The organism is Xanthomonas sp. WHRI 10204 (genome assembly GCF_040202875.1).
In the GTDB taxonomy this organism is placed as follows: domain Bacteria; phylum Pseudomonadota; class Gammaproteobacteria; order Xanthomonadales; family Xanthomonadaceae; genus Xanthomonas.
The window spans coordinates 475,278-496,143 of sequence record NZ_JBEGDW010000004.1 but is presented as its reverse complement, the minus strand read 5'-3'; the positions used below and the strand labels follow the sequence as shown (position 1 = coordinate 496,143).

Here is a 20,866-nt window from a genome sequence, read left to right as displayed (position 1 = left end):
CGCATGCCGCTGCTGGTCAATGCCTATTCCACGTTGCGCGAACCGCGCTGGCCGGACTTTCTGCCGCACGACGCTGTGCAGCATCGCGACCATGCCGACCCGGAGCTGGCCAACCATCTGCATGGCTTTGTCGGCTATGTGAATCAGGCGGGCGACGGGCAAATGACCCAGTCGCGGTATCACCTGATGCGGCATGTGCAGCGGGTGCGGCAGCACTTCAGCTTCGAGGTCGACGACAGCGCGTTTGGCGATCTGGCGCAGTGGGCCGAGCAGGCCAATGCGGTGTGTTTTCTGGCCGACGGCAGCGTGCGCGACCCGCAGGGGCGTGTGCTGATCAGCCAGGGCGAGCCGGCGCTCGATGACCAAGCGCAGGTGCCGTACCCGCCGGACGCGCTCGAGCGGCGAGCGCATCATCTGGCGCAGCTGAGCGCACAGGGCATTCGCGTACCGCCGAGCTTGCCGCCGGTGGCTGGCGGGGGCGAAGCGCGGGTGCGCGAGGCGACGGCGGTGACGCAACGGATGCTGGCGTTGTTTGCGGTGGCCTTGCGTGCGGAGATGCTGGCCGCCGGCGATGCGCCACCGGCGTTGGAGGAGGTGGAGACGCGCTTGCCCGGCGTGACGGCTGCGCTGTCGCCGCAGGAGCGCGACTTCTTCGCCGAGGCGCACCCAGAAGCACAGATGCTGGCCAATTTTGGCTGGCGTTATGAAAGCCTGGCCGTGTTGCAGTGGGCGCTGGGCCTGGCCGACAGCTTGCCGCAGCCGACCGCCCTGTGCGACGTGCCGCTGGCCGCGCAGCGCGCGCTGGAGCATGCGCAGGCGCCTGCGCTCACGCTGCGGCCGCTGCCCGAACTGCTGGATGCGTTGGACCTGCATCTGCGCCTGCACTGGGCCGTGCGCCAGGCCGGCCAGACCCAGCAGGCACCGCCGGCCGGCATCGTGCCCGGCGTGGTGTACGAGCGCCATTACGCGCTCAACTGGCTGCTGCACTTTGAAGATGCGGAATGGGACGAGGTGGATACGCCGACCTGAGCGGAGCGAGCACCGATCACGTCGGGGCTAAGAGCGGCTAACAAAACGTAGCGAGCAGTCGTCAGGTGGGTGTGGACGGCGCGGAGGAACCGGAGTGTACGGGTGGTACATGAGGATTCCGAGCACCGGCCGCGCCCGCCTGGCGGCTGCACAGTAGTTTTGTTAGCTGCTCTAAGCGTCCCTCAAGGGATGCATCCGCATGGCGTTATGGCGTCGCGCCTGCCATGGCGTGTGGTTCTCACACGTGCCAGGCAAGCGCTGAACAACGCGTCCGTGTGGTTTCGATCAACACCGCTGGCCATCTTCACTACGCGCAAGCGTTTGATGTTCAGCAGGGAAGACCGCCGCGTTTGAGCGACATCCCAGGTTCCCCCGTCATGCCGCGCGTTGTTCGGACCCTCCCTAGCCGAGGAAGGACATGGCGTGGGTCAGCGAGCGGTCGGTTTGCAGATCCAGCAAGCGGCCGTGCGCGTCATGGAACAGCAGATGGCCGGACTGCTCGCGCACCTTGACTGTGCTGCCCGCAGGCCAGTCCAGCGACGCAACGATGCCGCCGTCATGGTGGCGCACCACCAGATAGCGCGAGTCGTGCGGCCAATGCAGGCCAACCAGGAATCCCGCTTCAAGCGCCACCACGTTCGATCCATCCGGAGCGCCGAATGCGGCACTGTGTTCGTGCAACCGGGACTGACGGGCGCTGCCGATGTGCTGGTAGTGCAGGTAACTGTCGCCATTGGGATCGGTGCGCACCTCCGTTTGCTGCACGCTGCCGAGCCGATGCGCGAGCACCGGCGCTTGCGGGTCCACGCGCAGGGGATCGCGCGCTTTGAGGCGTCGCGCGGGCAGGCTGTAGGTCCAGTCCTCCAGGTGCTCGCCGGCCTGCACCAGATACACCTCGCAATCGCTGAAGAATCCCGCCGCAATCACCGGCCCGGGCAGGTCGCCGACATGCCACAGCACGCTGTGCAGATCCTTGTCGGTATCGACCACCAGCAGCCGGTTGTCGACCACGATGCTCCAGCCGATTCCGCTGTAGCTGGGCGCGGCGTACTGCAGTGCGAGCTGGCCAAGGTCGCGCACCGCATGGGTGATCAAATCCAGGCGGTGGACGGTGGACACGCGCTCGCGGGGTGCGATTGCCAGGGCGACCTGCCCGCTGTCGGCGATGACCACGCCAAAGGCAGGCGCCGGGTAGCGCCGCAGCATGCGCCCGTGCGCGTCCACCACCGCCGCGCCGGCTTCGCCCAGGGCCAGCAGATAGCGGCGACCCGGGAGTGTAGCCACATCGTGGATGGCCGCCAGGCCGGCTTGCGGTGCCTGCAGTCGTAGCGTGGTGGCGCCGTCCCAGAGCTTGGATTGGCTGGCCGCGACGTGTGGTTTGAAGGTTGGAATATCGGCGCTGAGCAGCGGGTCCTTGGCCAGTTTCAGCAGCGTGGTCAGATCGCCGACGGACAGGCTGTTGCGGGCGAACGCATGATCGGCGGCAATCGCCGGCAGCAGTTGCCGCGCCAGTTGTTGCAGCGAGCGGTTGGGGGCAGCATCCACCAGCAGCGCGGCTGCCATGTCGCTGCGCGGTGCGGGATCGGCGCTGGGGTCTGCAAGCGCGGCGATGCGGTCTGCGTAGTGTTTCAGCGTGTCCGGCAACAGCTGCGCGCGTTTGACCAGCGCGCGTGCGTGCAGCGTGCTGCCGGTCTGTTCTGCGGCCAGCAGCCACTGCGCAGCCTGGTGGCGCGCGTTGTGCAACGGCCACACTGCCTCCACAGCCGCCAGCCAGTCGCCGGCCTGCACCAGCGCCTGGCCCCAGTCCAGCCGCAGCGCGTCGGCCAATACGCGGTCGGTGCCGTGCAGCAGCTGGATGGCGGCGGCAAAGGCGCCATCGCGGCGCGCGACCTGCACCGCACGCGCGCGGTCGCCGGCCAGCATCAGCAGCCGGATGATCATCGCCGCCGACATGTCCCAGCCCAGCGCCAGCTCCGCGGCCTGTTTGTAACGGGCGTGCTTGACCAGATAGTCGAGCGCTTCCTGGCGCGCATTGAGCAATTCGGCCAGCACGAACACTGCACGATCGATCTGGCCTTCGCGGTCCAGGCGCGCGAAGGCGCTGCGATAGGTCGCGCGCAGATGCGCCTGCAGCTCTTCGCCCAGGCCGATGCTGGTGCCGGCGCCGCGCGTGCGCGACAGACTCAGGTCGCTGCGCCGCTGTGGCACCCCGAACGCCTGCCCCAAGGATTCGCCCAGGCCATCGAGCGGCAGCGCGTTGCGCAAGGCTTCGTCCAGATCGCCGTTTTCGAACTGGCGCAGCATCCGGCGCATGTAGGCGCCCTGATGACGTCCGACCAGGCTGGCTATCCTTGAGGCAACCAGTGCGCGGGCCAGCCGCGTGCGCCAGGCCGATACCGATGCAGCGCCCCGGCGTGCCGGCAGGGTGGTGTTCTGCCCGGTGGCGGTGCCGGCGCCAGACGCTGCGGATCCGTTCGATGCCGGTGCGTGCTCGCGGCTCAAGGTGCGCTGAGCGCGCGTCAGCAGGCGTTGCCACAGCGTGGTGTTCTGCACGGCGGGGCGCTGCGTCTTCAGCGCGTGCAGGAATGCATCGCGCTCGGCGCTGGCTGGCGGGACGGCATTGCCCAGCAATTGCCGCAGCGGTTTGCCGCGCAGCCGGTCCACCTGCAGCGGTGGCTCGCTCGGGCTGCAGTCGTAGGGCATGTGCAGTGGGTAGCCGGACACGTCGATCGCCTCGGAAGGATCCAGCGCCACCGCGTGTTGCCACTGCAAGGCGATCACCTGGGCGCCATGCACCAGGCCGATATCGGCGGGGGGCAACTGCGCGGCCTCGGCGGCAGTCAACGCGCCCGAGAACAGGCCGCCGTGCACCTGGCACAGCGCCAGGCCGGGCGCCTGCTCGCAGACCAGCGCACGCGGCGCGGCGAAGCACAGCACATCGCCGTCTGCAAAGCGCAGCGCCCGGCTACCCGGTTGCCAGGCGCGCACGAGCCTGGCCAGGCGTTGCTGCGGGCTGAGCCACGCTGCCGAGAACCACAACGCCGACACCATCTGGCTGCCGTGCCACAGCGGGTAGCGCACGCTGCCGCCCGCGTTGTCCGTGCGTGCCGGGCTAGTCATGGCCGGGTTGCTCGGCCTGGCCTTGCACGACCATCAGCGGGGTCAGCCCGCCATCGCCCAAGATCCACGCCTGCCCCTGCAGGGTCACCAGTGCGACCCGCGCGCCATCGCTGGACACCGCCGCGGCGCTGATCTCGCTGGCGGCGCGATGCAGTGTCCGCCGGCCGCTGGCCCCGATGGCGAGCAGCGCGCGACGATCGGCGCGCAGCACCAGCAGCAGGCTGTGCTGCGGCGCGTCCGGGTCGCCGATCAGGCCGATCGGTCGGTCGCCGGACGCCACGATCGCCTCGAATTCCTGAAAGCCATCGGCCGGGCCCCCGTGCAGCACCCGGTAAGCCAGCGAGCGGTCGCCGCCGGCCTGACGGCTTGCCAGTTCGAGGGCGATGGCGCCACGCCATTGGCCCTCCTGGACCAGGTTGCGCAGCAACACGACCGGCGGGCGCGACCCCAGCGCCAGCTGCAGGATGAGGTCCTGCTTGCCGTTGCGATGCAGGCGCAGCACCCGCAGTTCGCCAGCGACATGGGTGGCGTAGACCGCGTGTTCGGCATCGCCTTGCGCCAGCGCCACCACCTGCCCGGCGAGCTCGCTGCCTTGCGCAACCCGCTGCCGCTGGTTGGTATCGCGCGTCCAGGTCATCAGCCGGCCGTGCTGGTCCCACAGCAGGAACCGCTGTGGCTTGCCGCCGCTGTTGAGCCACACGCATGGACGCAGCCGCACCTGGCCGGGTGCGGGGCAGAGGCTCTGCCCGCCGGCTTCGATGGAGCCGTGCATGCCATCGAGATTCCAGAACGCGGCCTGCTCCCCGAAAGCAACGATGCCGCCTACGTGCTTGTTCTGCGCCGTCAGGCAAAGCGGCTGACCGCCCTGCGCCCATTGGTGGTAGCGCGGCGCCGCCCGTTTGGGGATGTCGGCGGGCTGCACCTTCACCATCGCGCTGCGGTAGCCGTCTGCCAGCAGCAGCGCCACATGGCTGCCGTCCGGGCTGAACAGCGGCGCGTGGCGCAGCGAAAACTTACCCTTGACCACGTGGTTTGCGGTGTCGGCCTCGGCGGGGCGTTGCGTGTCGGTGAAGTGCCCAAGCAGCAGCTGCCTGGCGGCCATGCTGGCAGGCACCGGCAACAGGCTGCTGCGGGTGCCGTGGCGCGTTTGCAGCACCACCTGCAGATGCGCATCGGCCGCAGGCACGATGCTGGCCTGGTGGTTGAATGGCGCCACACGCACCGGTTGCGCGCCGATCCACCAGCACTCGCTGGTGGTCGGGGTCGCGCTTGCCCACTGCGTGGCCCAGGCCTGCGCGTGCTGCGGGCCGGTCGCCTCGAAGGTGCGGCCCTGCAGCAGCTGTTGCAGCCGGGCAGGGCTGTCGGCGTCGTGCAGGTCGCCGGGCAGATGCGCCAGGCCCCAGACAAAGCGCGCATTGGCGGCCTGCGCACGGCGTGCCAGCAGGATCCACAACGCGATCTGTGCCAGACGCGGCGCGCCCCATTGCGCCGGACCGGCATCGAAGATCGCCACCAGACGCGCATCGCGCGCGCGGGTCTGCATGCGGGGCACCAGGAACAGGTGCTCGGCATGCGCGGCGCGGCGCAGGAATTCCTCCGGCAGTGCGTCGGCCAGTGCCCACTCGCTCAGCAGCAGGTGGTCGTAGCTGCCGCGCCGACGCAGGTCGTCGATACCGTCCGGCTCGCTGTCGCCATCGCGGCGGCGCAGGCTGTCGCGGCCGAGCAAGGGGTCCAGACGCAACAACCAGGTGCCGAGCTGGGAAGCGATGTCCGGGTCGAACCAGTCCAGCCACAGCCGCCAGGCCTGGAGCGGGGCGGGCACCTGCAGCGCGGCGCTCACGCGGCCTCCCAACGCTGACGGATCTGCGCCACGACCTCGGCACGCGCCGGCAGCAACCGATGCAGCGGCAGCACCAGCGCAGGTGATCGCAGCAGCAACAGCGGCTGCGGCCCGTGCTGGCGGCGCAGCGCACGCTCCAGCAGTTCCAGCGGAAGCGCTGGGCGTTCGGCAGTGGGCAACCACAGGCCAGCGGCGTCCGCGCGCGGTGCCACGTACTGCACGCCGTTGGCCCAGGGCAGCTGCGGCGCAGGGCCGGTCAGCAGCAACGCCTGCGCGGTGGCGGTGACCAGCAAACCCGCGCCGTCGGGCAAGCGCGCCCATGCCGCCAGCAACGCGCGTGCGGCCTCGCCCACGCCGATCACTCCTTGCGGGGCGACCGGCAGCGGCTCGTCCTGCCACGACCAGGTCACGCGGCGCTGCCGATCTGCTCGATCAGGCGCGTGCGTTCGTGGGCCAGCTCGGCTGGCAGCGAGGCGGCCGTGAAGTTGGCATCGATCTCGCGCAGCAAGGCTTCGGCCATGGTGCGCAGGGCGGGATTGTGCTGATCCTGCAGGCAAGACTGGGCCGCCTCCACCAGCCGCGCAGTGCGCGAGAGCGGTTGCAGGGCGGCTTGTTCGACGGCCGCGCGCAAGGTGGGATTGGCAGCAACGGCCAGGGTGCCGCGTAGCAGATCCTGTGCGCTGGCTTGCTGCGCGCGCGTCGGCAGCACATAGAACAGCGGCCACAGATCGGCCTCGCTGGCCTGGGTGCGTCCGGCCAGCACGCAGGCGGCGGCGATCAGCCGCTGGGTCTTGACCAGGCGACGGTCCGACAGCTGCACGCCTGCGCCGCGCAATGTCCGGATCGCTGCGGCGAGCGCCGTGCGCGCGCCCTCCATGTCCACCGCACGCGCCTGTTCGCACAACAGGTCCAGATCGGCCAGCCCGGCCACAGGCTGCAGCGGCGCACGCTCGGCCTGCCATCCGCCGGCCAGCAGCGCTTCGAGCTGATGGTCTGCCACCGGGTCGACGAACAGATGCAGCAGGAAGCGGTCGCTGAAGGCTGCCAGCGCATCGTCTTCCGGCAGCGCGTTGGCCGCGCCCACGCACAGGCGCAACGGGCAATGCAGGTCGGTCTGGCCACGCCGGAAGCGGCGTTCGTTGAGCAGCCCGAGCAAGGTGTTGAGGATGGCGGTGGAACCCAGGAAGACTTCGTCGAGGAAGGCGATGTCCGCTTCCGGCAACATCCCGGTCACATCGGTCTGCACGCTGCCCTCGCGCAGTTTGCGCAGGTCCACCGGGCCGAATAATTCAGCCGGTTCGGTGAAGCGGCCGAGCAGATACTCAAAATAGCGGCCGCCCAGTGCGGCGGCGACGCGCCGCACCACCGCGCTCTTGGCGGTGCCCGGCGGGCCGATGATCAGCAGATGTTCCTGCGCCACTGCAGCGAGCACGATCAATTCGGCCAGCTGATCGCGCTCGATCAATCCGGTGGTGGCGGCCTGGACGGTGGCGCGAATGCGCGCGGCGGCGGGATGGGCATGCATGCGATCGGTCCTTCGAACAAAACGTGCGGCGCGGTGCAGGCACCGGTGACCGCCTGTGGAACGGGCAATGGAACGGTGGCGCATGGCATTAACGAGGTTGCCATGACCGTGCGGTTATCCTGTGACCTCACCGAGCCAGGGAGGCAATGCAATGACGATCGGCGAGTATTCGGAATTCTATCGCGGCAAGCGCGTGGTGGACTTCAGTGTGGACCAGCCCGCCAGCGGCGGCGACGTGGTGTACCGGCTGCGGCAGGAGTACGAAAGCGAAGGCAGCCAGGCGGAGTTGCTCGACACCCTGCTGGCGCAGGTCGACCCGGCCAGCATCCAGGCATTGATCATCGGCCCGTGGCGCGAATCCTACGAGGAAGGCCCCAGCGGCTATCTGCAGCGGCTGATCGAACGCCGCGACGAACTGACCGCGCTGCGCGCGCTGTTCGTCGGCGACATGGTCTGCGAGGACTGCGAGGTGTCGTGGATCATCCAGACCGACTACACCCCGCTGCTGGCCGCATTTCCGGCGCTGCAATCACTGCGCGTGCGCGGGTCGTCCAAATTGGTGCTGACCCCGTTCACGCACACGCAGCTGCAGGAACTGGCGATCGAATGCGGTGGGCTGCCGTCTGCCATCGTGCAGGCGATCGCCGACTCCACGCTGCCGGCGCTGCAGCACCTGGAGCTGTGGCTGGGCGTGGAGGACTACGGTTACGACGGCGATCTGGGCACCTACCAGCGGCTGCTGGCAGCCATCGGCCCGGAGCGTCTGCGCTATCTGGGGCTGCGCAACGCCGCCAACACCGACGAACTGGCCACCTGGCTGGCCACCCAGCCGTGGCTGGGCAGCCTGGACACGCTGGACCTGTCGCTGGGCACCATCGGCGATGTCGGTGCGCGGGCGCTGGTCGAAAGCACGCAGCTGGGTCAGCTGCAGCGGATCGATCTGAGCCATCACTACATTTCTGCCGACTGGCAGGCCCGTCTGGCGACGCTGCCGGCCACGGTGATCCTGGAAGAGCACGAACAGGAAGACGAAGACGAGCGCTACGTCGCTGTCTCCGAATGACGTGAGCGCGCATTGGGTGTTGGTGGGGCCGCAGGGTAGCCGCAGAGTGGCCGCCCTGCAGCAGGCATTGCAGGCGCAGGGGCAGCCCGCGGCGACGGTGTTCGACTATCTGCAGCTGCTGGACACCGCCGCGCCGTTGCAGGACTGGCTGGCGCGGCATCCGGCCGCGCTGGTCAAGCTGGAATCGCCGGGCGAGGCGCCGGCGTTGCATCAGGCGCTGATCGTGCGCGGCTGGCACTGTCTGGGACAGCCTGGGCCGGCACCTGCGCCATTGGCGCATGGCGAACTGGCGCATCAGCACCTGTGGCATGCCGGGTTTGCAGACCTGCTCGCAACCTTGCCGGCGGCGCGCTATCTCAATCCACCGGCGGACCTGCTGGCAATGACCGACAAACTTGGCTGCCAGCAGCGCTTGGCCGCGGCAGGGGTCAGCGTGCCGGCCCTGCTGGGTACGATCGACAGCTACGCCGGCCTGCGCGAATGCTTGCAGGCCAGCGGCTGCACCCAGGCATTTCTCAAGCCGCGCTACGGCTCGTCCGGCGCGGGCGTGCTGGCGTATCGCTGGCATCGCGATGGACGCCAGATCGCCAGCGGTTCGGCCGAGCTGGTGGTGCAGGACGGCCAGGTGCGCGTGTTCAACGCCTTGCGCCAGCGCCGCTATACCCGCACCGACGAGATCGCGCCGCTGGTCGATGCGATCGCCGCGCAGGGCGCTTACCTGGAACAGTGGATTCCCAAACCGCGCGCGCCCGGCCTGCCCGGTTATCACTACGACCTGCGCGTGGTCGCGTTCGACGGCGTGGCGCGGCAACGCGTGGCGCGTGCCAGCCGCGGCCCGTTGACCAATCTGCACCTGGGTAACTGGCGTCTGCCGGCGCAGGCCTGGCAGAGCGCCAACGTGGATGCGGCGGTGGCCAGCACCGTGGCGCAGGCGGCCAGCGCGTTTGCCGACTCTCGCATGATCGGTTTCGACCTGATCCAGCGCGCCGGGCGCTGCCATGTGCTGGAGGCCAACGGCTTTGGCGATCTGCTGCCGGAACTGCGCTGGCAGGGACGCACCACCTACGAAGATCAGGCGGCACTCGGCGCCATCGCCGCCGCTGCTGGCATGACCGTCGACACGCTCCCGGAGGGCCTGCTGCATGGCTGAGCTGCTGCCGGACATGCGCGCGATTGTTGGTGCGCACGACATCGTGCTGATCACCTTGGATACGCTGCGCTACGACGCCGCGCAGCGCTGTTTTGCGCGGGGCGAACTGCCGGTGCTGGCGCCGTATCTGCCGGCCGACGGCTGGGAGCGGCGGCACACGCCGGGCAGCTTTACGTATGCGGCGCACATGGCGTTTTTCGCCGGCTTTTTGCCGACTCCGGCGCGGCAGGGACCGCATCCGCGCCTGTTTGCGCTGGCCTTCGATGGCAGCGAAACCATCGTTGCGCAGACCCAGGTGTTCGCCGACAGCGGCACTATCATCGATGGCCTGGCGCGTTGCGGATACCACACGCTGTGCATCGGCGGCACCGGTTTCTTCAACAAGCGCAACGCGCTCGGCGCACAGTTGCCCGGCCTGTTCCGCGAAAGCCACTGGTCGCCGGAGTTTGGCGTCACCGCCGCCGATTCGACCGAGCGCCAGGTCGCGCTGGCCTGCGCACGTCTGGGCGACCCCGCGCTGCGCGAGACCCGCTGTTTTCTGTTCATCAACGTCTCGGCCATGCATCAGCCCAATTGCCATTACCTGCCCGGCGCGGTGCGCGACGACCTCGATAGCCACTGCGCCGCGCTGCGCTATGTGGATGCCGCGCTGGCGCCGTTGTTTGCCGCACTGCGCGCGCGCGGCGGTGCGTTTGCCATCGTCTGTTCCGACCACGGCACTGCCTACGGCGAGGATGGCTACCATGGCCATCGCCTGGCCCACGAGGTGGTGATGACCGTGCCTTATGCCCATTTCCTGGTGACCCCATGAGCCTGCCTTCGTTGGCCGAATTGCTGCGCCAGCCGCCGTATCAGGCCTATTCGTACTCGTATCCGCACAAGACCAGCTACCGGCCGCTGCAGCCGGCCGTGCCGTTGTCGCAGGTCTGGGCCGACGAGCCCCGGCAGGCACTGTTTTTGTACCTGCATATTCCGTTCTGCTCGTACCGCTGCGGGTTCTGCAATCTGTTCGCACTGGCGCGGCCGGCACCGGCGCAGGTGGAGGCGTATCTGGCGCAGATGGAGCAGCAACTGCGCGCCACCGTGCAGGCGTTGGGCACGCACCGCTTCGTGCGCTTTGCGATGGGCGGCGGCACGCCGAGCTATCTGGATCCGGCGCAATTGCAGCGCGTGTTCGACATGGTGGACCGCCACGCGACGATTGCGCTGGACACCATTCCGGCCGGCATCGAGGTGTCGCCGGAAACCGTCGATGCCGAGCGGCTGCGGGTCTGCCGGCAGGCCGGCATCGATCGCGTCAGCATGGGCATCCAGAGTTTCAGCGCTGCCGAAGTGAGCGCACTGGTGCGGCCGCAGCAGCGCGATACGGTGGAGCGGGCGATCGCCATCATTCGCGCCCAGGACATTCCAACGCTGAATCTGGATCTGATCTACGGCATCGCCGGGCAGACCGTGGACAGTTTCCTGGCCTCCATCGACAGCGCACTGCAGCATGCGCCCGAAGAACTGTATCTGTATCCGCTGTACGTGCGTCCGATGACCGGCTTGGGCCGGATCGAGGCCAAGAGCGGCGGGCGACGCAGCTTTGTGCTGCAACCCGAGCCGCTGGACGAGCGCCTGGTGCTGTACCGCGCCGGCCGTGACCATCTGCTGGCGGCCGGCTACACGCAGGTGTCGATGCGCATGTTCCGCGCCCCGCATGCGCGCGATAGCGAGGCGCCGGTGTACTGCTGCCAGAGCGATGGCATGGTGGGCATCGGCTGCGGTGCGCGCTCGTATACCGCCGGCCTGCATTACTCCAGCGAATACGGGGTCAGCCGGCGCTCGGTGGCGGAGATTCTCGAACACTATCTGGCGCGCGATCCGGCCAGTTTCGCCTGCGCCGACTACGGCATTGCGCTGGATGCCGACGATGCCATGCGACGGCATGCGATCCAGTCGCTGCTGGTGTTTCCGGGGCTGGACTGCGATGAGTTCCGTCAGCGCTTTGGCCGCGATTGCCTGGATGCCTTGCCGCAGCTGCAGGAGTTACTGGCGTTAGGGCTGGCGCAGCGGCACGGAGCGCTGCTGGCGCTCACCGCCGCAGGCATGGAGCGGGCCGACACCATCGGCCCGTGGCTGACCTCGGCGCCGATAGTCGAGCGCATGCAGCAGTACCAGGTCGGGTAAGCGGCCGATGCATCTGTCATTGCTCTATCGCGGCCGGCTGAGCAGCTGCAATTACGCCTGCGATTACTGCCCGTTCGCCAAGACCTACGACAGCCCCGCCGCGCTGCGTCGCGACGCGCAGGATCTGGCGCGGTTTGTCGGCTGGGCACAGGCGCAGACGCGGCCGTTGTCGATCCTGTTCACGCCCTGGGGCGAGGGCCTGGTGCGGCGGCATTACCGCGAGGCGATGGTGCAGCTGAGCCAGCTGCCGCAGCTGCGCCGCGTGGCGATCCAGACCAACCTGTGCACGGGCATGCGCTGGCTCGACGCGGCCAATCTCGACCGCCTGGCGTTGTGGTGCACTTACCATCCCAGCCAGGTGACGCGCGCGGCCTTCCTGCGGCGCTGCCAGGCGTTGCGCGAACGCGGCGTGCGCCACAGCGTGGGCATGGTCGCCGCGCACGCGCACATGGACGAAATCGAAGCGCTACGTGCGGCCTTGCCCGACACCACGCCGATGTGGCTCAACGCCTTCGATCCGCGTCCGCCCGATTACTACACGCCCGAGCAGGTGCAGCGCTTGAGCCGGATCGATCCACATTTCGGCTACAACCTCGCCCCGCCGCCCAGCTTCGGCGCGCCCTGCCTGACTGGCGAATCGGTGTTGTCGGTGGATGGCGACGGCACCGTGCGGCGCTGCCACTTCGTCGATACGCCGCTAGGCAATCTCTACGACGGCAGTTTCGCAGCGCAGTTACGCACTCGCAGCTGCCCCAATGCGCGATGCGATTGCTTCATCGGCTATGCGCATCGGCCGGACCTGCCGTTCCAGGCCGACTATGCAGGCGGCGTGCTGGAACGGGTGCCGGCGATGGCGTGAGCCGGCCACTGCAGACCGGTGACTTGCTCCGGAGCGGCTGATAGCCGCTGACGGGCGTTCTTCGGCGGAGTGCGCACGTGACGCCGCATCGAAGATTGCGGCGTGCGCCCTGGCCTTCGCGCACGAACATGTCGATGGTCTGTTCGATGCGTTCGGCAAAGCGGTCTTCGCTCCATGGCAGGAACAGCTCGACCTGCAGGAACGGGTACACCGTGCGACCCAGCCGGATCAGACCGGCGCGGCTCATGCGGCGGTTGTTCTGGAAGCAGCACGCCACCCACGACGCGGCGGCGCAGTCGCTTCAATCCCTGTGCTTACTCGCCCAAGCGGGTACGCAGCTCGGTCACCTGCTCGCGCAGTTCCTGCAGCTGCTCTTCCAGACTCTGCACCCGCGCTTCCAGAGCGGCGGTGTCGGCGCCGCGCGGCGTGCTTTCGCGCGTTGCGGCGGCGGCCTGCAGCGCGTCGAGATCCAGCTCGCCACTGAGCAGGTGCGCATAACGCTCTTCGCGCTGGCCGCTGGCGCGCGGCAGTTGTACCGCCAGGCTGCGCTGGATCAGCCGGTCCAGGTGATGGCGCACGTCGTCGGTATCGTTGAAGCGCGCCAGCCGCTCGCTGCGCGCGAACAGCTCGCCCAGGGTCTGCGGGCCGCGTAACAGCAGCAGGCCGATCAGGGCCACTTGCTGGCGCGTCAGATCCAGCACGCTGCCCAGCCGGTGTTCGTAACGTTCTGCACGCGAGGAGAACTGCTGGCGCACCAGTCCCAGCGTTTCCAGCTGGCGCAGCGCGTGATGCACCACGCCGGTCTGCAGGTTCAGCACCGGCTCGCGCGCAGTTTTCTGGTTGGCGGCCACCTGTGCGGCGTTGACGGTGAGCGGATAAGCGTCCGGGGTGGTCGCTTCCTTTTCGATCAGGCAACCAAGCACGCGGGCCTGAGCGGCATCGAGGACGGGCGGTGGCGAGGTCTCTGTCATGGGTGGCTCCAGGGGCGATCAGCCCGCAAGGATATGCCGATCCGGCATCGGCGTTCTTCGGCCCCTGCGATCGTGCAGCGTGGCGCGTCGGTATGGACACGCCATTGCGGCGCCGGAGCCGCAATGGCGCGCGCGCGGGGACGTAACCAGCGCCGCCATCCGGCCACCGGCCGTCGCACCGAAAACCCGGATCGACCAGGCCAGCGGCGGTGTGCCTCTGCGGCTCTCGAATGCACCGCCTTCGGCAGCGGCGAGCGGTGCGGCGCGAACCCGCTAAAATTGCGCTCTTCATTACCGCTCCTGTTCTGGTGGATGCCATGCGCCCCTCGCTTTACGCACCGTTGTCCTTGCTCGCCTGCACCGCGCTGGCCTTGAGCGCCTGCAAGCCCGGCCAAGAGGAGATGGGCCAGCGTGCGCAAGCCGCTGCCGTGTCGGCCAACGCGGCAGCCAGTGCCGCTGCGGCGAAACAGGCCTCCACGCCCACTGCCAGCACCACCCCAGCCGGCGACGACAACCTCAACGCGGTGCTGTGGATGCAGCGCTCGGAGGAATACCGTGCGGTGGCCGAGCAGACCTACCGCGCTGCGGCGGACAAACTCGATACCGCGCTCAAGCAGCCCAATTGGGATGCGCTGGTGCCGGAAGAACGCGGCAATGCCGCCACCGGCCTGAAGCCGGCAGTGGTGCTGGACGTGGACGAGACCGTGCTGGACAACTCGCCCTACCAGGCGCGCCTGCTGCGCGATGGCAAGGAGTATGACGAATTGAGCTGGGACCAGTGGGTGGCCGAGAAGAAGGCCAAGCCGATCCCCGGCGTAGTGGATTTCGCCAAGACCGCCAATGCGCGCGGCATCACCCTGATCTACATCTCCAACCGCGCCGTGCACCTCAAGGACGCCACGCTGGCCAACCTGCGTAGCGCCGGCCTGCCGGTGGCCGACGACAGCGTGTTTCTCGGCCTGGGCACGGTGGTGCAAGGCTGCGAGCAGAACGGCAGCGAGAAGAACTGCCGTCGTCAGCTGGCCGGGCAGACCTACCGCGTGCTGATGCAGTTCGGCGACCAGCTGGGCGACTTCGTACAGGTGACCGCCAACACCAGCCAGGCGCGTGGCGCGTTGCTGCAGCAGTACCACGACTGGTTCGGCGAGCGCTGGTGGATGCTGCCCAATCCCAGCTATGGCGGCTGGGAGCCGGCGCAGTTCAACAACGATTATTCCCAACCCTGGCAGATCCGCCACGACGCCAAGCGCGCCGCACTGGAGCTTGCACGATGAGCCGTCCCCCCTTGCCGCTGGCCGCGCACGAGCGGCTGATCTTCGCGTTGGACGTGCCCAGCCATGACGAGGCGATCGCCTGGGTCGACCGGTTGGGCGACTCTGTGGCCTTCTACAAGATCGGCATGGAGCTGCTGGCGTCGGGCGAGTACTTCCATGTGCTCGATGCCTTGGCCAAGCGCAACAAGCGCGTGTTCGTCGACCTGAAGTTCTTCGACATCCCCGCCACCGTGGCCGGCACCATCCGCCGCCTGTCGCAATGGCCGGTGAGCTATTGCACCGTGCACGGCTGGCACGCCGGCATGCTGCAGGCCGCCGCCGAGGCCAACCAGGGCGACATGCGCCTGCTGGCAGTGACCGTGCTGACCTCGATGGGGCGTCCTGACCTGGCCGCGATGGGCATCGACCGCGAACCGGTGGACGTAGTGGTGGAGCGCGCGCTGGCCGCCCAGGCCGCCGGTATCGACGGCGTGATCGCTTCCGGCCAGGAAGCCGGCCCGATCCGCCGCGCCACTGGCCCGGCCTTTTCGATCGTCTGCCCCGGTATCCGTCCCGGCGGCCCGGTCGGCGACGACCAGCAACGCACCGTGGGCGTGGCGCAGGCCTTCACCGATGGCGCCGATGCGATTGTCGTCGGCCGGCCGATCCGCCTGGCCGCCGACCCGGCAGCGGCCGCCGCCGCTATCCAGGCCGAAATCCGCGTAGCAATCGGACAGCACCGGGAATGACAACACGCGTGCCGTACGCTAGCGCATACGCTGCCAACAAAATCAACAAGTTAACCAAATAGAGTTAAAGTGTTGCTTTAACGTTAAAGTCTGGTTAGCATGCCGCGTCCGATGTCAGTCGGAAGCTGTGCCACTCATTGTCCACCGGGCTTGTCCCGGTTTTCGAAGGGATCGGGCCTTGTGCCCGATCCTTTTTTTTGGCCGCCGCCCGGCGCGGATGCGCCGCTGCCCGACTGCGCACCGTGCTGGGAGCGGGGTCTTCGGCACGATCGCACGCCACTCCGGCACTGCCTCGCCAAGGTCGGGAGGCACTCGCCCGCTACCGATCGCTGCAGCGGCGGGCGCTCACCGCAGCGGCGCGGCCTTGCAATAGCGGTCGATGAACTGCTGGTGGGTCGGCATGACGTCCACGCAGTGGCTGATGGTCTGCGCCATGCTGGCCAGGAAGCCTTCGGCGTCAGTGTCCGGCACCTGGTCCACCAGCGGATGGTAGCCGGTTGGCAGGATGCCCTGGCCCACCATCACCTGCACCCAGCTGATCTCGGCGAACATCTCTTCGGCATTGCGATAGAACCGCCCGCTGTCGCGGAACAGGTCCAGCGTGGCTTGCAGCTCAGGGGTGATCGGCATGCTGCGGCAGTGGCGCCAGAACGCGCTGTCGTCGCGCTCGGTGGCGTGGTAGTGCAGCAGCAGGAAATCGCGGATGCGGTCGAACTCGAACGCCAGCCGGTCGTTGTAGCGCTGCACCAGCACCGGGCTGATGCCCTGCCGCGGGAACAGCTCCAGCAACTTGGAAATGCCGGACTGGATCAGATGGATGCTGGTCGATTCCAGCGGTTCCAGAAAACCGCTGGCCAGGCCCAGCGCGACCACATTGCGGTTCCAGCACTGTTTGCGCCGGCCGGTGGTGAAGCGCAGCGGGCGCGGGTCGCCCAAGGGCGCGCCATCCAGGTTGGCGAGCAAGCTGGCGGCGGCTTCGTCGTCGCTGATGTGCGCGCTGGAATACACGTAGCCATTGCCGGTGCGGTGCTGCAGCGGGATACGCCATTGCCAGCCGGCTGCGCGCGCGGTGCAGCGCGTGTACGGCGTGGGCGGGCCGATCTTTTCGCAGGGCACGGCCAGCGCGCGGTCGCACGGCAGCCAGTGGGTGAAGTCGTGGTAGCCGGTGTGCAACGCGTCTTCGATCAACAGGCCGCGAAAGCCCGAGCAATCGATAAACAGGTCGCCGGCAATGACCTGGCCGGACGCCAGCTGCAACGACACCACATGGCCCGACTCGGGATGCAGTTGCACCTGCTCCACCATGCCTTCGATGCGGCGCACACCGCGCGCTTCGGCAAACCCGCGCAAGAAGCGCGCATACAGCGAGGCATCGAAGTGATACGCGTAGGCGATGTTGGCCAGTGGCGAAGTGGCCGGCACATCGCCGGCCGAGGTCATGAACTTGCCGCGCGCCGCGGCCACGGTATTGAGCGTGTACGCGCCCAACGGCTGCGCTTTGCCGCGCAGCTGTTGCCTGATCCAGTATTGATGGAATGGCAGCAGCCCAAGCGAATGGCCGATCTGCGTGCCGAAACCGTGGATATACGCGCTGCCCGCGCGTTGCCAGTCGACGAATTCGATCCCCAGTTTGAAGCTGCCCTGGGTCTGGCGCACGAACTCGGCCTCATCGATACCGAGCAGGTTATTGAAGGCCTTGATGTGCGGCACGGTGGCTTCGCCGACACCCACGGTGCCGAGCTGCTCGGACTCGATCAGCTGCACGTTGAAGGTGGGGCCAAGCACGCGCGCGAAGGCGGCGGCCGCCATCCAGCCGGCGGTGCCGCCACCGACGATGACGATGTTGCGAAGTGGAGCGGGGATCATGCCTGCACGTTCCTGATCGAGAGAGGACGGACAAACGAACGGGGCCAGCTGGCCCCGTTGCGAAGACCACACGCGCGCAGCCGCACGCGTGTGGCGATGACGCTCAATCAGAACTTTGCGCCGACTTCCAACACCACGCTGCGCGGCACGTAGTTGATCTCGCCGCTGGTGTTGAGGCTGATATCCGGATCGAACTGCCCATTGCTGCCGAAGCTGTTATAGGAATACGCGCTGTAGTTCTTGAAGTTGAAGGCATTGAGCAGGTTGACGCGCGCCGACATCTTGAAGTCGCCAACAACGGTGAACTCCTTGGTGGCCTGGAAGTCCACCGTGCGGTAGCCCCAGATATCGCCACCGACCAGGAACTTGCCGCTGCCCGGCGGCGTGACGCCCACCTGCTGGCAGGTCGCACCGTCGGGATCGGTGAAGCCGAAGCAGGCGATCGTGTTGATCGGCTCGGGCGTTGCCAGTACCAGCTTGGCACCCAGCGTCACACCCCACGGGCCGTCGATCGAGCCGGAGGCCACAAAGCGATGCGCGGACACCGCGTCGGATTTGACGAACGGATAGTCGCGAATGGTGGCCTTGTCGAAGCCGTACGGCTCGTCGATGTTGCGGTTCTGGCGCGCGCTGGTGTGCGTGTAGGACAGGGTCAGGCCCCAACCGGATTCCTTGGTGTACGGCTTGTCGGCCGACAGCAGCACCTGGCTGTTGCGCTGCTCCAGACCATTGGTGCCCAGGATGGTGTTCTGGTAGCCCGGTACCGGCTCGCCCCACGGCACATTGCCATTCTCGAAGTACGAACCATCCGGGTAGCGGTTGATCAAACCCATCGCAAACCCGTCGTAGCTCAGCACGCGCTGGAAGGTCACATCGGTCAACCAATCGCCCACCTGATTGGTGATGCCGATGCTGTACTGATCGCTGTACGGCGTCTTGAGCTTGTTGTTGAACATAAACAGCTCGGCGCTGCCGCTGACACCGGGAATGGTATTGAGCTGATCGATGCCGTTGAGATAGCGCGGGTCGAATGCAACGCAGGAGCGATCTGCGCGATAGCACTGGCCTGACGCCGGATTTTCGAAATACACCGCCACCGGCGACAACGCCGCCTTGCTGGTTTCCAGTGCCAACTGTTCGAACAGATTGCGGTCGTACGAGCGCGCCGCACCGCCGTGCAGGATGGCGCTCTCATCGCCGAAGAAGTCGTACGAGAAGCCGAAGCGCGGCGCCCAGGCGTCCTTGAAGTTCTTGCGGTTATTGCCGGTACTGATGTAGTCGGCCACGTTGATGCCGCTGGGCAGCAGGCGGTTGGCCCACGGTTGGCCAGGGTTTTCGGCATCGTTGGCGTAGAGCGCGGTGACAAAGTCCGGCGAGGTGACGAAGTTGGTGTAGGCCGGGGTGTCTTCGTAATCCCAGCGCACGCCGATGTTGATCATCAGCTTGTCGGTGGCGGCCCAATCGTCCTGCAGGTAGATACCGTACTGCTTGGACGGCGACACTACCGTGGCGCGCTGGCCCGGCGTGGTGTACGGCGCCACGAAGTCCACGCGGTACGGCGTGGACTCCACGCTGCCACCGTTGACGCGGTAGCTGAATTGCGGGTTCACCGCCGCGGCGTCCTGCGAGGTCAGCTCGATGTCCTTGTAGTTCACACCCATCTTGATGGTGTGTTCGCCGTGCCACTGGAAGCTGGTGAAGGTCAGATCGTTCTGGATGAACCAGCCTTTTTGACTCTTGCGCTGCGCATTGAGGCCACCCGCCGAGCCGGTGGTCAAAAAGGTGCGCTCATCGATATCGGTGGAGCCGGCACGTGGCTGGAAATACGTATAGACGATGCCGTTGCCGAGCGTGCGCGGGGTCGGATTGTTCTCCGAATTCTCGGTGCCGACGATGACCTCATTGAACCAGTTGTCGGCGCTGTGCTGCCAACGCAGATTGGTGCGCTTGTCCTTGTTGATCTTGTCGGTGGCCTGCGCCAGCGTATTGGTGCCGCCGACATTGGCGGTCTGCGTTTCGTCGCGGTAGATCGTGCTCAGCTCGATGCGATCGCGGTCGGTGGGTTCGAAATCGATCTTGCCGAAGAACAGGTCTTCTTCGAACGGCATGTTGGCCGGGCCGTACTGGCTGGCCAGGTTGGACGGCAGCTGATTGACGAAGGTGGCCGCCTCTGCGCTGGGCTGCACGCTCTTGGGCGCAACGTTTTCCTTGCCCTCGTAGGCAACGAAGAAATGCATGCGGTCCTGGATGATCGGCCCGCCCAACGCAAACCCGTATTCCTTGGTCTGCGAGTCGATCTTGCCGTTGTCTTCCTCGTCGGGCCGCTTATCGCGCAGATCCTGATCGGTATAGCGATAGAACACTTCGCCGTGCAGCTCGTTGGTGCCGGACTTGGTGGCCGCGGTGATCGCCGCGCCACTGATCTGGCCGTATTCGGCCTTGTAGTTGGAGGTGATCACCTTGTACTCGCCAATGGCGAGCTGCGGGAACGGATTGCCTTGCGTGTCGCTCTGGCCGGCGACGCCGCCGCTGCGCACGTAGCTCTTCTGGCCCACGCCATCGATGTACAGATTGCCGGCACTGGCGTTGGACGCACCGCCGCGCAGCTTGGTGTTGCCGTTGCCGTCCACCTGAAACACCATGCCGGGCACGGTGTCTGCAAACTCCAGGAAGTTGCGCGTGGCTTGCGGCAACTGCTGAATCTGCCGCGCGGAAATGGTGTTCCCCACCTCGGACGTCTTGACGTCGCGAATCATCGGCGCGCTGACCGTCACCGTCTCCAGCGTGGTCGCATCGCCTGCCGGTGCAGCCGTCTCGGTGCCCAGATCGACAGTGGCGCTGGAGGCCACCGACAAGGTCACCGTGCGGCTGACGCCGTTGGACTCGACCTTGTAGGTACCCGGCTGCAACCCGACGATGGTGTAGTTGCCGTTCGCATTGACCGGCGCACGACGCACCGAGCCGGTGGCGATATTGGTGACGACGACTTCGCTGCCGCTCTGCGCGGAGGCGACCTGGCCGCGCAACGTGGCGTTGCTGGACTGGGCCATGGCCGGGGTGGTGGCGAACAACGAGGCGGCCAGGGCGCAGCACAACAGGCTGCGTGCCGGCAGGGTGGAGACGGTGCGGTGCTTCTTCATGACTTTCCCCCTCCCAGGGGTAAAGCGCGAACCAGTGGAGTGACTGGCGCGTCGAGGTTGGTACTTTGATGTGAGTGATACGGGACAACGGGCAACGCAACAAACAACAGCAACTGCAAACAAAAACGGCAA

15 protein-coding genes, 1 other RNA gene and 1 pseudogene are annotated in these 20,866 nt (G+C 67.3%); 8 read left to right on the top strand and 9 right to left on the bottom strand.

Annotated elements, in window-relative coordinates:
- Positions 1-3: 3 nt before the first annotated feature.
- Complete coding sequence (locus ABQZ00_RS22275; protein ID WP_323539473.1) at positions 4-1,029, top strand: DUF4272 domain-containing protein; 1,026 nt, start codon at positions 4-6, stop codon at positions 1,027-1,029.
- 35 nt (positions 1,030-1,064) lie between these two features.
- Here the strand turns inward: ABQZ00_RS22275 and ABQZ00_RS22270 are convergent.
- The 5 genes from ABQZ00_RS22270 to ABQZ00_RS22250 form a co-directional block, all read right to left on the bottom strand.
- Positions 1,065-1,140: non-coding RNA, sX9 sRNA (locus ABQZ00_RS22270), on the bottom strand.
- Positions 1,141-1,431: 291 nt separating this feature from the next.
- A complete protein-coding gene (locus ABQZ00_RS22265) occupies positions 1,432-4,149 on the bottom strand; it encodes a bpX6 domain-containing protein (RefSeq protein ID WP_323539472.1) in 2,718 nt (905 codons plus the stop codon).
- Positions 4,142-5,989, bottom strand: a complete 1,848-nt coding sequence (locus tag ABQZ00_RS22260) for a hypothetical protein (protein ID WP_323539471.1) — start codon at positions 5,987-5,989, stop codon at positions 4,142-4,144. The genes ABQZ00_RS22265 and ABQZ00_RS22260 overlap by 8 nt, the downstream gene beginning before the upstream one ends.
- On the bottom strand, positions 5,986-6,399 hold the full coding sequence (locus tag ABQZ00_RS22255) for a bpX5 domain-containing protein (RefSeq protein WP_323539470.1): 414 nt from the start codon (positions 6,397-6,399) through the stop codon (positions 5,986-5,988). The genes ABQZ00_RS22260 and ABQZ00_RS22255 overlap by 4 nt, the downstream gene beginning before the upstream one ends.
- Positions 6,396-7,514 carry an AAA family ATPase gene (locus ABQZ00_RS22250; RefSeq protein ID WP_323539469.1) on the bottom strand — a complete coding sequence of 373 codons (1,119 nt, stop codon included), beginning with the start codon at positions 7,512-7,514 and terminating at the stop codon, positions 6,396-6,398. Before ABQZ00_RS22250 ends, ABQZ00_RS22255 begins: the two co-directional genes overlap by 4 nt.
- A 151-nt stretch (positions 7,515-7,665) precedes the next feature.
- Between ABQZ00_RS22250 and ABQZ00_RS22245 the strand changes: the two genes are divergently transcribed.
- The 5 genes from ABQZ00_RS22245 to ABQZ00_RS22225 are packed head-to-tail and all read left to right on the top strand — an operon-like array spanning position 7,666 to position 12,755.
- Positions 7,666-8,577 carry an STM4015 family protein gene (locus ABQZ00_RS22245; protein ID WP_323539468.1) on the top strand — a complete coding sequence of 304 codons (912 nt, stop codon included), beginning with the start codon at positions 7,666-7,668 and terminating at the stop codon, positions 8,575-8,577.
- Positions 8,578-8,596: 19 nt separating this feature from the next.
- A complete protein-coding gene (locus tag ABQZ00_RS22240; RefSeq protein ID WP_323539486.1) occupies positions 8,597-9,727 on the top strand; it encodes an STM4014 family protein in 1,131 nt (376 codons plus the stop codon).
- Entirely contained in the window at positions 9,720-10,538 is an 819-nt protein-coding gene (locus tag ABQZ00_RS22235; RefSeq protein WP_323539467.1) for an STM4013/SEN3800 family hydrolase, read from the top strand. The genes ABQZ00_RS22240 and ABQZ00_RS22235 overlap by 8 nt, the downstream gene beginning before the upstream one ends.
- Entirely contained in the window at positions 10,535-11,896 is a 1,362-nt protein-coding gene (locus ABQZ00_RS22230) for an STM4012 family radical SAM protein (RefSeq protein ID WP_323539466.1), read from the top strand. The genes ABQZ00_RS22235 and ABQZ00_RS22230 overlap by 4 nt, the downstream gene beginning before the upstream one ends.
- Positions 11,897-11,903: 7 nt before the next feature.
- Positions 11,904-12,755: an STM4011 family radical SAM protein gene (locus ABQZ00_RS22225; protein ID WP_323539465.1), complete on the top strand. Its 852-nt coding sequence runs from the start codon at positions 11,904-11,906 to the stop codon at positions 12,753-12,755.
- Positions 12,756-12,867: 112 nt separating this feature from the next.
- Here the strand turns inward: ABQZ00_RS22225 and ABQZ00_RS22220 are convergent.
- Positions 12,868-13,044 (bottom strand): annotated as a pseudogene (locus tag ABQZ00_RS22220) (hypothetical protein); the annotation flags it as partial.
- Positions 13,045-13,069: 25 nt separating this feature from the next.
- Positions 13,070-13,726, bottom strand: coding sequence for a YceH family protein (locus tag ABQZ00_RS22215; protein WP_055854651.1), 657 nt, complete (start codon positions 13,724-13,726; stop codon positions 13,070-13,072).
- Positions 13,727-14,034: 308 nt separating this feature from the next.
- On the opposite strand from ABQZ00_RS22215, the gene ABQZ00_RS22210 reads away from it, so the two are divergent.
- Both ABQZ00_RS22210 and pyrF read left to right on the top strand, forming a co-directional pair.
- On the top strand, positions 14,035-15,000 hold the full coding sequence (locus ABQZ00_RS22210) for a 5'-nucleotidase, lipoprotein e(P4) family (protein WP_323539464.1): 966 nt from the start codon (positions 14,035-14,037) through the stop codon (positions 14,998-15,000).
- Complete coding sequence (gene pyrF, locus ABQZ00_RS22205; RefSeq protein WP_323539463.1) at positions 14,997-15,728, top strand: orotidine-5'-phosphate decarboxylase; 732 nt, start codon at positions 14,997-14,999, stop codon at positions 15,726-15,728. Before ABQZ00_RS22210 ends, pyrF begins: the two co-directional genes overlap by 4 nt.
- 345 nt (positions 15,729-16,073) lie before the next feature.
- On the opposite strand, the gene ABQZ00_RS22200 is transcribed toward pyrF, so the two are convergent.
- Together ABQZ00_RS22200 and ABQZ00_RS22195 are read right to left on the bottom strand one after the other, a co-directional pair.
- Positions 16,074-17,594 (bottom strand): tryptophan halogenase family protein, encoded by a 1,521-nt coding sequence (locus ABQZ00_RS22200; protein ID WP_323539462.1) that lies wholly within the window; start codon positions 17,592-17,594, stop codon positions 16,074-16,076.
- Between the two features lie 107 nt (positions 17,595-17,701).
- The gene (locus tag ABQZ00_RS22195) at positions 17,702-20,734 is read right to left on the bottom strand and encodes a TonB-dependent receptor (RefSeq protein WP_323539461.1); all 3,033 of its coding nucleotides are present in this window, start codon (positions 20,732-20,734) and stop codon (positions 17,702-17,704) included.
- Between the last annotated feature and the right edge of the window lie 132 nt (positions 20,735-20,866).

Bases quoted from the DNA above. Each gene is read 5' to 3' on its own strand.
- ABQZ00_RS22275 (WP_323539473.1), top strand. From the start codon at position 4: ATGCCGCTGCTGGTCAATGCCTATTCCACGTTGCGCGAACCGCGCTGG.
- ABQZ00_RS22265 (WP_323539472.1), bottom strand. From the start codon at position 4,149: ATGACTAGCCCGGCACGCACGGACAACGCGGGCGGCAGCGTGCGCTAC.
- ABQZ00_RS22250 (WP_323539469.1), bottom strand. From the start codon at position 7,514: ATGCATGCCCATCCCGCCGCCGCGCGCATTCGCGCCACCGTCCAGGCC.
- ABQZ00_RS22245 (WP_323539468.1), top strand. From the start codon at position 7,666: ATGACGATCGGCGAGTATTCGGAATTCTATCGCGGCAAGCGCGTGGTG.
- ABQZ00_RS22235 (WP_323539467.1), top strand. From the start codon at position 9,720: ATGGCTGAGCTGCTGCCGGACATGCGCGCGATTGTTGGTGCGCACGAC.
- ABQZ00_RS22230 (WP_323539466.1), top strand. From the start codon at position 10,535: ATGAGCCTGCCTTCGTTGGCCGAATTGCTGCGCCAGCCGCCGTATCAG.
- ABQZ00_RS22225 (WP_323539465.1), top strand. From the start codon at position 11,904: ATGCATCTGTCATTGCTCTATCGCGGCCGGCTGAGCAGCTGCAATTAC.
- ABQZ00_RS22215 (WP_055854651.1), bottom strand. From the start codon at position 13,726: ATGACAGAGACCTCGCCACCGCCCGTCCTCGATGCCGCTCAGGCCCGC.
- pyrF (WP_323539463.1), top strand. From the start codon at position 14,997: ATGAGCCGTCCCCCCTTGCCGCTGGCCGCGCACGAGCGGCTGATCTTC.
- ABQZ00_RS22200 (WP_323539462.1), bottom strand. From the start codon at position 17,594: ATGATCCCCGCTCCACTTCGCAACATCGTCATCGTCGGTGGCGGCACC.
- ABQZ00_RS22195 (WP_323539461.1), bottom strand. From the start codon at position 20,734: ATGAAGAAGCACCGCACCGTCTCCACCCTGCCGGCACGCAGCCTGTTG.